We start from the raw sequence: 14,323 nt of genomic DNA, 5'->3' as shown, positions 1-14,323 counted from the left end.
CGAGGAACTTGTGAAAAACGTTCAGGCTTACACGCGAGGATTTTGGAAAGGGCTCTTCACCTGCTATGACGCGCCTCACGTCCCTCGTACAAACAATGATCACGAGCGCTTTTTTCGTCAAACTAAGACCAAACATCGCCGAATGACAGGCCGACGCAGTTGGAACGATTACATTCTCCGCAGCGGTGAGTTTGTTGTGCTGGTTGACGATGCACTAAAGCAAAGCAACATAGTCGAACGTCTTCAAAAAGTAGATTATCTCACGTTCAATCAAGAAAGAAAGAGATGGACTGAACGTCTGCTTGACGGAACAAAGCGGCGGAGGTTTCGAAGGAACCCTCACAGCTACCTAAAAAACATCGAAAACAAAGTCAGTGAGTTAATTGGTCAGCCGTAGAAAAAAAAGACCGCCGATCTATGCCGGCAGCCCGTACGCCTTGCTATGTTATGTCCTTTCTTCCTTAATCATGCTGCGGATATAGAAATAGCCCATAAACGAGCAGAGCAAAAACATGAAAACCGCTGTCGCGCTCGTTTTGCCGATCTCCTTATACACGCCAAACATCTGCTCCATAGCAACTCCCAGCACCTGCGGTGCGTTAGGTCCGATCAGGAACGGAGCGGTGAAGCTGCCGATAATCCCCATAAACACAAAGGTCATCGCGACCAGCATCGTTTTGTAGGACAGCGGAATAATGAACCGGAACAAAATTTGGCCCCGGCTCGCCCCCGTATCTTTGGCACTCTCCACGATCGAATTCGGAATCCCCGCTAGCGCGGAGCTAAGCATCATCGTTGTGAACGGAATGTTAAACCACAAATTGGCGAGCAGAATGCCGCTGTAGCTGTAGATGATTTTCGGAAAAGACTCCCCGCCCAGCAGCATCACCAGCCTCGCCAGCCACCCGTGGTTGCTGTACATCGAGATGATTCCGTAGGTGCCGATAACGGACGGAATGAACATTGGGATAAAGTACAACCGCCGAATCCACTCTACGATTTTTCCATTGTTAAACCGCAAATACATGGCCAGCAAGTAGCTGACAAGCATAATAAAAATCATCGACATGATCGTCAGGCTGAGCGTAAAGCTAATATTGCGGCGCATGAACTTGTCTTCGAACAGGAACGTATAATTGCTCCAGGTCAACGCGCCCGCATCGTCCAGAAAGCTCTCTTGAACGGCCAAAATGATCGGGATAATAACCACGAGCAGCAAGATTAGAAAAGAGGGGATAACCATCGCTATCCCCAGTACATTGTGTTGTTTCTGCTTCATCGCTGCTCTTAGTTGCCTCCAGCGACTTCACGCTGCCAGCGTTTGTTGATTTCATCGCCGAGGGAGCCGATCGTAAAGGTACGGTACCCTTTCGATACGCTTTCGAACTTCTTCTGCAGATCGGAAGGCATTTCAGACCATTTGATCCCCGGATAGCCGTACATTTTGTTAATAACCACGGTTTGAGCCTCTGGTGTCAAGGCATAGTTGATGAACTTCTCAGCGGCTTCCTTCTTCTCTGACATGGCCGGAATCGCGATGTAGGACGGGCCGCCTGTGAACGCCGGTTCGATTTGTGTCAGCTTGATCGTATCCGGAAGCGTCTTTTTGCTAAGCGACTCCAGGGCCATATCGGACCAAGCCGGGATCATATCGACTTCACCACTCGCAAGGATGTCCAGTGTCCCTTGGTTTTTCTTTGGATAGACGCCTTTTTGGTACATGAAAGGGCCAAGGTCCTGCAGCAGCTTAAAGCCTTTATCCCATTGCTGCATGATCGCCTTATCTTCGGTGTGAATGGCCTCTGCTGGGAGGTAGTTATAGATCACCGTTTGTACAAAAGAGGAACCGGAACCGCCTGTAGCCGGATCATTGTAAGCAAATTTGCCTGGGTGCTTACGGATCCAATCGTACATCTCATCGGCTGTTTTCGGCGGCGTCGGCACGTTTTTGCTGTTATACGCCAGTACGACGGAGGAGGCGCGGTACGGAACCGCCAATTCATGAACGTCCTTCATATAGGAAGCGTCTACCTTGCTCACGTTTGGAATGATTGACTGGTCGAGCTTTAGCCATACGCCGTCTTTCTCGCCCTTCGTCAGGTTGCTCAGCCCGGTTTCGAACAGGTCGATGTCCACGCTCTTTTGTCCGGCTTTTTTCGCGCCCAGCACTTTGTCGATGGCCGCCCCTTCGGCCTGACCATCCGGCAGATGCACGAGCTTCACTTTGACGCCAGGGTTCGCTTTCTCGAATTGCGGTACCAGCGTCTCCCACATTTCCTTCACGTTGGCGGAGCCGGAAAAGTAGAAGTTGAGCTCTACCGGCTTGCTGTCCTTGGCAGATGCGGCGGATTTGTCTGCTTGCGGCTGCGCCGCCCCGCTGGATACCGCTTGATCGGCCTTGCCGCAGCCGCTGAGGGCCACGGTCATCGCTACGCTCGCCAGCAGTAATGTGGTTTTACGTTTCAGCATGTTTCTCATCCACTTCTTCATCTCTAGTTCCTCCTTAGAATTGTAGGCTCTTTAACCTGCATAAGCGGTTACCCGCGTGAAGCCGATTGGAATGGTTTGCCCGTGGCTCAAGGAGGCCGCCTGCTCCCTTGGAACGAACAGCTTGATCGGTCCGGCTAAGGTGTCGACAGTCACTTCAGCATAATGACCTAGGATCATCACTTGGCGGACAGTCGCCGGGAACGACGGCATGCCTTCTTGCTCTTCTTTGCCCAGGAGTGTTACATCCTCTGGCCGGACTGCGGCCGTGACCGAGCCGCCGAGTGAACGGTCAATTGGAAAACGGCGACCCTGCACTTCGACGATCCTCCCCTCACCTCTGCCCGGTATGAAATTCATTCGTCCGATAAATTGGGCAACGAACAGCGTTTCCGGATGATCGTAAATGCGCTGAGGAGAATCGATCTGTTCGATACGCCCGGCATTCATGACGACGATGCGGTCAGAAATCGACAGCGCTTCTTCCTGATCGTGCGTCACGAACACCATTGTGAGACCCGTGCTGGCTTGGATTTCCCTTAACTCCTCGCGCATTTCGAGGCGAAGCTTGGCGTCCAGCGCCGAGAACGGCTCATCCAGCAGCAATACCGCCGGCTCGAGGAGTAATGCTCGTGCAACGGCGACGCGCTGCTGCTGCCCACCGGACAGCTGGCCGGGCATCTTCTTCTCGGTGCCGGGAAGGCGGACGAGATGCAGCGCCTTGTCGACGGCGGCGCGGATCTCTTCTTTTTTACGGCCCCGAATTTTCAGACCGAAGGCGAGATTATCGTATACGGTCATATGCGGCCATAGATTATAGCTTTGAAAGACCATCGCGGTGGGCCTTTTTTCCGGAGGGACTTGAAGCACGCTGCGCCCTTCGATGAGGATGTCTCCGCTGTCCGGCTCAAGGAATCCGCCTACGGCGCGGAGCACGGTCGTTTTACCGCAGCCGGAGGGGCCTAGCAGGGTGACGAGCTCCCCTTTATGTACGTCGAGACTTACACCTTTGACACCGTCGCCTGTTTTGAACACTTTCTGGAAGTTTTGGATCGACAGCTGGGGTTGGTTCTGAGTCATTGGGCTTCAAGGCCTCCTATTTGATTGCAAACCCGCTGGACAGGACATCCGCATTGATAAAACGGCGCGCCGCCAGCAGCAGCAGGATCGTCGGCAAAGTAAGAATGATGGAGAATACACCGCCGGCCGTCTGCGGGTAGCTCTGGACGATCGTGTACATGATTAAAGGCATGGTGCGAAAATCCGGTATGCCCACCATGAACGTCCCTTGGGCCTCATCGAGTGAAGATAAGAAGGTGAAGATCGAAGCGACGACAATACCCGGCAGCGCCATCGGCAGTGTAATGTACCAGAACACGCGGAAGGGTCCGGCTCCAGCATCCCGTGCCGACTCTTCTTGCGATTGATGCACGCTCTTGAAAGCGGCCGCTGGAATCCAGGTCATGTACATCAACGTATTGACCATATGAATTAAGACCACGCCAAGGAATGTATTCATGAGCCCAAGCTTATAAAAGAGGACGGCAATCGATACATAGAGTCCCATTTTGGGAAACGCATGCGTCAGGAGGAAGGAAAACAGGAACAGCTGGCTGAGCCGGAACCGAATCCGTGCAAAGGCATAGGCAGCCGGCAAGCAAACGACGATGGAAAGAAGCGTAACCACGGCCGCAATGCCGAACGAAAGTGAGATCGAGGAGATCACTTCGCCTTGGGTCATGACATATTTCCACCACGTGAACGACCATTCTTGCGGCAGCACCGCCGGAAATTGCCATTTGCCCGAGAAAGCGAGCAGCAACAGATTGAGCAGCGGCCCCAGAAAGAAGAAGGCAAATGCCAGCAGCAGCAGCCATTCAAACCAGGCTTTGTGCATGGACAGTCGGAGGTTCAAATTCATAAAGGCTCCTTTCATATTTCACCAAGAGGTATAGACATCTATGTACATATCGTACCTCGTGAATATTAAATGACCGTCAACGGGATATATATCTTTTGTAAAGAAAAAAGCCCCTAGTCTGCTATTGGCAGACCAGGGACTTGAGTCAGCTTCGACTTTGAGTCAAGGTTAGATCGTTCGGCGGATATGAAAGCTAAAGACGTCGTTGCGCAAATAATCGAGCGAGTACAGCACGGGCTGATTCGCCTCATCGTAGTGCAGCTGCTTCAAGAGCAGCACAGTCGTGTGCGGATAAAGCAACAGGCGCTGACAGTTGCGGTCAATATGCAGCGGTACGCAAATTTCCGAGTCGGCGGTCGTTATTTTACGGCCCAAGCGGTTCTCGAAGAAGTTTAATAGAGAACCGCGGAACTCTTCTTGCTCAAACGCGTCTCCCACCCATGCCTTGGCAATCGTATTGATCGAGAAGGCCACCGGCTCACCATTGGCTGTACGGATGCGCTCCACAACAACGACCGGGTCCTCCGGACGGATCCCCAGCGCCTTAGCAGCCTCCTCCGAGCAGCCCTCGATTCGAACCGAAACGCTGCTCTCGCCTTCATCCAGCTGCGCCGTACGAATCATGGAGCCCACGCTGGATAGCTTCTCCAGGGAGCTTGGGATCGTCGGAAGCGGCCGCAGGACGAATGTACCTACGCCATGCTTGACGAGCAGCTTGCCTTCTTCCTCCAGCATGCGGACAGCTGCGCGGAAGGTTTCACGGCTCACCCCGAACTCCTTGGCCATCAGCAGCTCCGAGGGCAATCTCTCTCCGATCTGCAGCCTTCCGCTTCCAATCATCGCTTCGAGCTGCTGCTTGATTATGTATTGCTTTGCTAGCATCTTCCCTCTACTCCTCTAGACATCTCCAGTATGTTTATTGTGAGGGAAGCCTCAGGCGGATGTCAAGCGAATATACGGCCCGGATGAGCAGCGAGGCCGCCGACCTAAGTCGGCAGCCCCGTTCGTTGCTATTTAAAATTTGCCGCTTGTCGGACAGCGATGCAGGATCTACCAGTGCTGCTGAAATCTCCACGTGAGCCGCTGTATGATCGAGTTTTTGCCTCTTAAATAGAAATTTGCGCAATGCCCGTATCGGTAGCGATCTGGCGCAGGGTTGGATTCTTAGCCGCAAAAACAAACTCGCCAGGCAGGTTCACTTGCACGGAATGAACTCCGGAGGCGGTGTGAATCTTTACATTAACAGATTGATCCGTTGCTGCATCTGCTGCTTTTTTTCAGATCGGCCGTATTCACATTTACCTCTACCGTACCATCCGTTCCGGCGACGACATACTGACTAACCGTATTGCCCTTGACCGTTACCGGCTTGAAAAACATCCCTTTGTTGGGGAAGTGAGAATTTCGACTCATCGTAATCACCCGGAGGAGGTGTCTATCCTATTTAGGTGATCGCCGACATGATCGACCTACCGCAAAGCCCCTTCCCTGCTCTCCGGCCCGTGCGGCCTCGATCGCTGCTGTGGTATAATGGAATTTAATCTAAATCGGAAGTCCGGCAAGAAAGGAATTCAAAGCATGCGCAAAGGCGAACAAACAAAGCTCCGAATCATAGAGAAGTCCGCTGTCCTTTTTAATGAAAAAGGGTACACCGGAACGACGATGCAAGATATTATGGACGTGACCGGCTTAACCAAAGGCGCGATCTACCGCAGCTTCGCCAGCAAGGATGATATCGCGATCGAAGCCTTTCAATACGCGGGGCAAGTGTTATGGCAGCATTTCTCGGAGGCCATGGCAAAAGAAACCACCGCGATCGGCAAAATTCTAGCCATGAGCGATGTGTATCAGGACACTGCCTACAATCCTCCCATTCAAGGAGGCTGTCCGTTCTTAAATACCGCCGTCGAATCCGACCATTCGTTTCCGGTGTTACGGGATCATGCTCTTGGTGCCTATACGCAAATGCTGGACTTCATTCAGTCCTTACTGGCTCAGGGGGTTGCGAATGGGGAGCTTCAAGCGGGGATGGAGCTGGAATCGGTCGCATCCTTTATTTTTTCTTCCATGGAAGGTGGCATTATGGCCAGCCGATTGACAAGGGATAACCGCCACGTCGCCTACGCTAGGCAAAATATCGAACGGCTGCTCCTGAGCTACAAAGCTCAGTAACCTTGTGCAAATGCATGAGATTGCCTCCTACTTTTTAAGGTTGTCTAGAACCACTCGGTTAACCGCCTCGGCGGCCAGCAGCAGCAAAACGATCGAAGCGTACACGCTTATTGTATAGCTCTGCGTATAGGCAAGTCCGATCCCGTCATGGAGCAGCGCAGTCAGGGCATGGATCGAAAGATTGGTGAAAACAAAGGCATAGCTTCTAGCCATCCAGCGGCGGTGCAGGTCCAGCTGCTTTTTCTTGATTTTCAAGATCGCAATAACCGTGAAGGCCGGCCATACGATATTCAGCAGGTTAAAAGGAATGCTGGTTGCTTTTCCCCCCGTTGCATATGGCGCCATGTAGCCGGAGGTGAGAACCACGATCAGGACGGAGACCAAGTAAAAGTAACCGTTCAATCGGTGGAACTTGCGATGCTTTTTCAAGATCGAGGCCGAAAAATTCACCGCACCCGCAATCATACTCAAGCAGGCGAAAGCAACATGAACGTACATCACCTTCATCCACGTATGGACTTGCAGCGCACGTTTCAGATTGGTTTTGTGGCTTAGAAAATCGGCAGTCGGCGAATCCAGAATTACATTGGTGTACAAGACATACACAATAAAGGCAGCGCTAGCGAATACCATCAGCAGGTAAGCTTTTTTGCTAGTTGTCATTCGGGTATCCTTTCAGTGGCTATAGAAAATTCAGACCGAACCGTCCGGTCTTTTTTATTATATAATATTCCAAGCATCTTTCACACCTGAAAATATCCACTTACATTCCCTATTAGGGATTGTGTAAAGTAGCCCTTTAAAGAAGAGGCATAGACCTTCACCAGCAAGTCACACCTCTTTGTTCAAAATAATGAACATCGTTTTAAATAATGCATATACCATATATCCTACACATTTCGTCCCATGTCAATGGGTTTTGAAAAGTTCATAAAAAAAGGGCGCCTCTCAGCGTCCTTTAGCCTATAACATGGTAATATCGCTAGGCATTTTGCCTGTATTCTGAATCGACCGAATCTGGGAAGCCGTTAGTCGGAATCCGACTAAAATAAACGACGAGGTTACATTGTTGAAGTTGAACGCCCGTAAGTCCCGAATGTTCTGACTGCCACGGAAAATCCGAAAGTTGCCTGTAAAGTTCAGGCCTGAAAACAGAATTAACGTAACTTGACCAGGAAATACAACATTTCTTAGCTGGAAGCTGGAGATAATGTTATTGAAACCGAATACTCCCAGGTTGGGAACTGCCACGCCTCTTGTAAAGGTTAAACTTCTTCCAGTAAAGTTAAAGCCCGAGAAAAATCTAACTCTAACGAATCGATTTAATCCTAATCCCATTCCTATCACCCTCCTAATCGCAAGATAGTACTAGTTTATGAGAGGGTTCATAGATTCGATTGGACATATTAGAAAAGGTTATCCCCCAACCAGCCACAAGCTGATTGAAGAATAACCTCTAATGTTATTTACCCAATTGCTCCTGCATGTTGAGCAATACAGTTACAGCTTCGGCTCTCGTTGCAGGGGCGGCAGGATCAAATTCATTGGCTCCCTTACCGTCTACCAGCTTTTGCTTCTGGATCGCCGCTACGGCACCTTTGGCCCATACCGGGATCGCTTTATCGTCTGCGAAGCCTGTTATTGTGCCATTTTCTACAGCCAGACCCAGCGCATTAGCAAGCATTACGGCCATCTCCGCGCGTGTAATTTGGGTATCGGGACGGAAGCTTCCATCCTCATATCCCTTAATTATACCCGCTTTCACCGCTTGCGCGACGGCTTTTTGCGCCCAGGCTCCGATTTTGTCCTTATCTGTGAATGTCAGTGCCGCACCTTCGCCTTGAGACCTCAGCGTGTTCATCAGCATGACGGCGAACTCCGCGCGTGTTACCGTATGATTCGGCATAAAGGTCCCATCAGGATACCCACTGACAATGCCGCGGTTCACCGCTTGCTTGATGCTGCCTTCAGCCCAATGACTCAAGATATCGCTGAATTGAACCGATGGAGCCGGCTTCTCAGCCGCTTGATCCACAGCGAATACCGCAAATTTCGTAAAATGATTCACGTCCACCGTGATGTGATCGCCGTTCACTTTGCTTCCAGTTACTTCTACCCATTCTTTTTTCGCTTCATCGTAATAAAATACCGCTGGCTTTTGGTTGTTTTTCAAGCTGTTCTTATCAAAAACGAAGTCCAGCGTGACCGGCTTACTGAAGTTTCCGGAAACGTTTTTCAAAATTTCATAAATCGGGCTGGCCAGAACGAATTTCTCCGTAAGAAGCTTTTGGGAATCCAGCACCTTATCAATCGTAATTTGCAGATCTTTATCTGTCGCGTAAGCTGGGATCGAGACCACCAATTTATCGCCTAAACTGACCTCACCCGTTTTGCCTACAGCCAGTGTCAGCTTTCCATCCGTTGCCGTTACTTTGGTGTCGCTTGGAGTAGAACTGCTGCTGCTTGAACTACTACTGCTGGACGCGCTCGCACGATACACCGTTATTGTGTAGGTCTTCGTTGCACCGTTTTGTGCTGTCACAAGGATCGAAATATCGTTGTTTCCTACATTCAAGCTAATGGCTGCGCTCGCTTGACCTGATGCAGTCGCGGTTCCGTTCACGGTCATCGTGGATGTAGCATCGTATACATTGGCCGTTACGGTAGCACTTAAAACATTATTAGGCACATAGGAGGTGTAGCCCGTTGTTGCCGATGCAAAAGCAGAGCTTAGCGTTCCGCTCGACAGTGTCAAGGAGCTCAAGTCCGCGTTGCTGCTTGGTTGGGTACGGTTTACCGTGACCGTGTAAGTCTTTGTTGCACCATTTTGAGCTGTAACAACAATGGTGATGGTATTGCTGCCTGGCACCAGTGCGATAGCCCCGCTCGTTTGGCCGCTCAAGACCGTATTGCCATTCACAGTCACTGTAGCTGTAGCGTCGTATACACCTGCCGTTACCGTCGTGCTATATACACCATAAGGCACACTGGAAGTGTAGCCCGTTGTCCCGGATGCGAAAGCAGGGCTTAGCGTCCCGCTCGACAGAGTCAAAGAACTTAAGTCTGCGTTGCTGCTTAGTTGGGTACGGTTTACCGTGACCGTGTATGTCTTCGTGGCTCCGTTCTGCGCCGTCACTACAATGGTGATGGTATTGCTGCCTGGCACCAATGCGATAGCCCCGCTCGTTTGGCCGCTCGGGACTCCATTGCCGTTCACAGTCATCATCGAGTTGCTGTCATATACACCTGCGGTTACCGTTGTTCTAGATACACCATAAGGCACACTGGAAGTGTAGCTCGTTGTTCCCGATGCAAATGCAGGGCTCAGTGCGCCGCTGGACAGAGTCAAAGAACTTAAGTCTGCGTTGCTGCTTAGAACAGGATTAACACTTAATGCCATAGTACCTATGGCCTGCTGAAGCGTCCCTGTGGAAACAAACGTACCATCTGCGGTTGTTGCTGTAATGGTCACCTGTCCCACAGCAAGTGCAGTGACCTTGCCGGTCGAATCCACTTTAGCAATCTCCGGGTTGCTTGAAGTCCAAATTACGTCAGTTACTGTGGCATTGCTTGGCGTCATTTGTGCTTGAAGCTTGACTGAATCGTTAACGATCAAAGCAGCCGGCCCGGAAATCGCAACTCCCGTAGGAGGTGTATACGGATCGCCTTGCGTGAATACGGGGCGAAGCTTCCAATACGTATTCCACGGGCTGCTGGATGCTCCGGTCATATTGCCATTCCCAGCAATCCGAATAAACCGGGCTGTGACAGGCGTATCAAATGTAAAGTTCTGAAGCGTGTTAGTTGCCTGAGCAGCATTAGCTGCACTCAATGGAAGTGAGTTGATGTACGTAATCGAATCGCTAGTCCAAGCGGTTGGCGTTGAAGTCGTATCGCTAACCGAAGTTCCTGACGGAACAACCGACCAGTTCTGCCCGTCTGTCGAGTACTCAACTCTTAGCTTATAGTAACGCGTGCTGGTTGCATGCTGTACAAATCCAACCTGTACGCCCCCAACGGTTTTGGCCGTTTCTCCCAAATACATGCGAATCCATTGCGAACCACTGGCTGCCCAACGAAGGGAAGTCGCACCGGCATAATCCGCTGGGTTCAGAACGTTGACCGCATAATTGGAATTGCTAGAGTCTACCTGCTGATCGCTTGCGATGATGATTGGCGACTTTTGAATCACATTAAAAGATACCGCATAAAAGCTCTTAATACCTGCCGCATCCGTCAGCGTAATTTGAGCCGCACCACTGCTCTGATCTTGAGGATAAGCAATGTCGACTGTCACTCCTGCGTCCGCTTGGGCGGTAATCCCCGCTTTTTTGGAATAATCATAATCCAAAGGCAGCGTAACGGTATAGCTGTAAACCTCCGGTGAAAAATCGGAAACCGCCTGTCCATCCACGGCAAGACTAGTAAGCTTAGGCCGCTGCGTGCTGGATTGATCCACCATCGGTGGAACCGTATTCTCCGCGATAATAGCAGATGCTTGCGAGCCATGGCTGTTGATCAGCTGCTGGAGGTAAAGGCTGTCCGGCAATTGGTTGGCCGCCGACGTCACCTTTTGAGACACACTGTACTCGTATGCACTAAAGTTAGGCACCTTGCCGCCGTTCAGCCCTGCAGCTGCCATATTAGGGGAATCGCCCTGATCCGGTTGCACACGTCCAGTTGATGTGTCATTTACAGAGCCCAATCGATTCGTGGCGTTGTCAAATGCATGCCCGATCACATAGTTCGGCGAAATCTGAGGCTGTGTGGCAATAAACGGGCCAGTGGAGTTATACAGCAAGTAGTTCACCCCTGCCCAGCCATGTGAAGTACCGAAGTCCCAACGGTTTTGCAGGTAGATCCGGGCGATGACATTGTCGTACAGCCCGCCGGTCGACCAGCGAAAATGCGGTTCAGACGCGTTGGACGTGTACTCACTCGTGGTGTTGTAGAACACGTTCGGGCCGGAAGTCGTCGAATCCACGATAAAAGCATGACGCATGTATCTGGAGTACACGCGCTGTGTAAACATAAACTCCGAGTTTTTATAATAAATGGAATAACGGCGCTCGCCCGCATTCATGAGGCTCACAGGGTCCAAAACACTACCGTCCTGCACCGTAATATTACGAGCATTCCCGTCGGTTACAAACGCGCTGTCGATATGGTACGTCGTAAAATTGCGCATCCAGCCGTCACGTACGTTGACCATCGCCACAAACACTTCCGCGTGGTTCTCGTCATTATACGAGCGGAAATTGGTACCATATCTGGCCAATGCAGGCTTAGTCATATTGTAAAAATGCGAAATCCCTTGAATATTTTCCACGCCAACATTACTAATTCGTCCGCCCTCAGCAGTTTTGACCACCTTTGAAACGCCCCAGCGCATATCTAGATTGTCTGAAAGCGGCTCGGCAAATGTAAAAGTGTTAGTGACCGGATCGATCTTCTTGATCATACGCTCAGAGGTGAACGGTGTGCCCGCAAAGCCGCTTTCCAGACTGCCGTTAGGCAGCCAATTGCTCGCGCCATCCACTTTATCCATGTACATGGCTTTGACCCAGCTTGGATTGATTGCCTTTTGCACCGATACGCTGTCGCCTACCGAAAGACCAGTTACGCTAGCGACATGCACGGAATATTGTCCTGCGCCCACATATTGATCGGTGATCGTAGTGGATGCGAATGACGTTACGCTTTGTCCGTTAAAATTGATAAGTGTGCTATTTGCTGTTTTGGAGTATGGACTGTTCGTCGTCGTTGAATGATCTGACGGCGGGGTAAAGGTATCCGTGAGCTTCCATGTCGAGATAAGCTTGGTAACTCCCGCTTCTGCAGCTTCACTCGCGATTTGTTCATCATATGGATTGCCTGAAGTACCGTCTCCCACAACCGGAGTAGCCGTCCCCGCACCCGCTCCGCGAATCACCACGCCGGATACGGTAACGTTCAGCGGCTTACTGATGCGGAACACGCCTGGCTCCAAATACACAGCGCCGCGGAATCCGTCCGCTTGAATCGGGTACCTAGACACGTAGTCGATCGCATCTTGGATGGACTGCCAAGCGTCTTGCGTATTATCGACCAGTGGCGATACTTTCGCCCGCACCGGCACATTCGGAATGGCAGCGCCTCCGCCTTTGTATCCGACCGCGGAATAATCCATGATCTGATTGCCTTTGTAATCCGGAATATAGGTCAGTTTGCCGGAGGCATCCATCTGTACAGCAGGGTACGCATTATTGTTTAGCCATGCATCCGGATTGACATTGGCAACATTGGCATTGTTGGAGTTTTTCACATTAGGTATAGATTGGTAGTTGGCAAATTGATCGATCGCAGTGAAGAAGTAGCTGTCATACAGCGTGCTTCCACTGTTGGTCAGCTGGAAGGCTGCAGTATATGTGCCTTTAACCAGTGCGATGGAATCAGGAACCGAAATCACCGCGTTGCCGCTAGCATCAACAGGCGTTGCTGGGAAGCTGTAAGCTGTTGTGCCATCTGGCGCTGTTAGCGCCCCGGTAATGGAAGTCCCCGAGACTGCTTTTGTAATATTAAAGGTTGGGAATTTACTTGTGGATGCGCTCGCATCAATGACGGCGGGATGGCCGATGGTAAGGCTCATGCCTGGATAGCTCGGCGTAATTAAAGCGTATCCGCTGCCGGGGTTATTCAGGTATGTATCTGCATACACAGGAATCGAGACATTAAAAGTATAGGTTTGTGTAAAGCCGCTAGCAAAATAGAACGTCAACGTTGTAGCACCAAATGGTAGAGTATCGAGAAACGTATCCGCAAATGTTGCTGTTTGTGTGCCCCCGGATGCAGCGCTGAGGGTATACTCTTGGTTCTGCGTCAGATATACGGCACCTGAAACCGTATTCATGGCAATCTTGGAAAATGTATCGCCGTTCAGCGTGATCGAAGTCGTTACTCCGCTGCCGCTTCCTCTCGCATATGAACTCGATGTGGGCGAAATCGCCGGGCTTGATGAGGCGCTGCTCAAAATTTTGAGATTCGACATCCCTATCGTTCCGGGATTTCCAGGAATCACTGTGAAATGAATCATCACATACTGTGCTGTTACCGGTGTTGCCAATGTTCCGGTGGTGGTGCCTGTCCATCCGGAGTTGCTAGGTGTTATAGCTTGTGAGCCCCAATTGGGGTCACTGGCAACAACGCTCGAAGGAACATTCACTTGTTTCGCAAGTGTCCAGGTGCTGCTGCTCCAGTTGTACGCGGTTAGAGCGGAGTTACTAGATGCTGGAAGCGCGTCCCAGGTACTTTTAGTGGAGCTGTACAGCACTTCGTAGTCTGAGATCCGTCCTTTTACGGAAGAAAAGACGGCTGGAATATCAAAGCTGACTTCTTCAAAGGTTTTCACCGATCCCAAATCTACAGCGATCCAGAGGGAACCTGTTCCTGTTGAAGGAAATACAGTGGCAGCTGTCCCGCCAAATTGCCAGAAGTTATTTGGGTTCGTAGCGCCTGTATGATCCACAGCAAAAGATGCTTTTTTCGTACTATTTTCCGAGCTCACCTTCACGTTTCCGGTTGCACCCGTAGTCAATGTAGCAGGCGCAATATCCACTTTACTAGCTGCGTGCACAGCCTGCGGCGGCACTATGGCAAGACTCATCAACATCAGAGTCCATACCAGTAAAATCGGCAGCGCTTTGTTCAGTCTTTTCATCAAACTTGCTCACTCCTTTATCCCCTTTTGATTCCTCCTTTACAGTA

10 protein-coding genes are annotated in these 14,323 nt (G+C 50.8%); 2 read left to right on the top strand and 8 right to left on the bottom strand.

The features are described 5' to 3' along the window. On the top strand, window positions 1-397 hold a 397-nt coding region (locus FPZ49_RS36495; protein ID WP_222429939.1), incomplete at its 5' end, for a hypothetical protein. 48 nt (window positions 398-445) lie between these two features. Here the strand turns inward: FPZ49_RS36495 and FPZ49_RS31920 are convergent. The 6 genes from FPZ49_RS31920 to FPZ49_RS36205 form a co-directional block, all read right to left on the bottom strand. Then, the gene (locus FPZ49_RS31920; protein ID WP_144854391.1) at window positions 446-1,279 is read right to left on the bottom strand and encodes an ABC transporter permease; all 834 of its coding nucleotides are present in this window, start codon (window positions 1,277-1,279) and stop codon (window positions 446-448) included. A gap of 8 nt (window positions 1,280-1,287) precedes the next feature. Then, window positions 1,288-2,490 (bottom strand): extracellular solute-binding protein, encoded by a 1,203-nt coding sequence (locus FPZ49_RS31915; protein ID WP_261381725.1) that lies wholly within the window; start codon window positions 2,488-2,490, stop codon window positions 1,288-1,290. A gap of 30 nt (window positions 2,491-2,520) precedes the next feature. Beyond that, window positions 2,521-3,567: an ABC transporter ATP-binding protein gene (locus FPZ49_RS31910; RefSeq protein WP_144854390.1), complete on the bottom strand. Its 1,047-nt coding sequence runs from the start codon at window positions 3,565-3,567 to the stop codon at window positions 2,521-2,523. Between the two features lie 16 nt (window positions 3,568-3,583). Beyond that, the gene (locus FPZ49_RS31905) at window positions 3,584-4,408 is read right to left on the bottom strand and encodes an ABC transporter permease (protein ID WP_144854389.1); all 825 of its coding nucleotides are present in this window, start codon (window positions 4,406-4,408) and stop codon (window positions 3,584-3,586) included. Between the two features lie 168 nt (window positions 4,409-4,576). Further along, on the bottom strand, window positions 4,577-5,290 hold the full coding sequence (locus FPZ49_RS31900; RefSeq protein ID WP_144854388.1) for a GntR family transcriptional regulator: 714 nt from the start codon (window positions 5,288-5,290) through the stop codon (window positions 4,577-4,579). Between the two features lie 357 nt (window positions 5,291-5,647). Next, a complete protein-coding gene (locus FPZ49_RS36205) occupies window positions 5,648-5,821 on the bottom strand; it encodes a hypothetical protein (RefSeq protein WP_186446223.1) in 174 nt (57 codons plus the stop codon). 165 nt (window positions 5,822-5,986) lie between these two features. Here FPZ49_RS36205 and FPZ49_RS31895 point away from each other — a divergent pair, with 165 nt between their 5' ends. Continuing rightward, on the top strand, window positions 5,987-6,580 hold the full coding sequence (locus tag FPZ49_RS31895) for a TetR/AcrR family transcriptional regulator (RefSeq protein ID WP_144854387.1): 594 nt from the start codon (window positions 5,987-5,989) through the stop codon (window positions 6,578-6,580). Between the two features lie 27 nt (window positions 6,581-6,607). On the opposite strand, the gene FPZ49_RS31890 is transcribed toward FPZ49_RS31895, so the two are convergent. After that, complete coding sequence (locus tag FPZ49_RS31890) at window positions 6,608-7,243, bottom strand: DUF2306 domain-containing protein (RefSeq protein WP_144854386.1); 636 nt, start codon at window positions 7,241-7,243, stop codon at window positions 6,608-6,610. Between the two features lie 799 nt (window positions 7,244-8,042). Then, window positions 8,043-14,276: a cadherin-like beta sandwich domain-containing protein gene (locus FPZ49_RS31880; RefSeq protein ID WP_144854384.1), complete on the bottom strand. Its 6,234-nt coding sequence runs from the start codon at window positions 14,274-14,276 to the stop codon at window positions 8,043-8,045. Window positions 14,277-14,323 lie beyond the last annotated feature (47 nt).

The organism is Paenibacillus cremeus, from assembly GCF_007786445.1.
In the GTDB taxonomy this organism is placed as follows: Bacteria; Bacillota; Bacilli; order Paenibacillales; family NBRC-103111; genus Paenibacillus_G; species Paenibacillus_G cremeus.
This window is presented reverse-complemented; position numbering and strand designations above follow the sequence as displayed.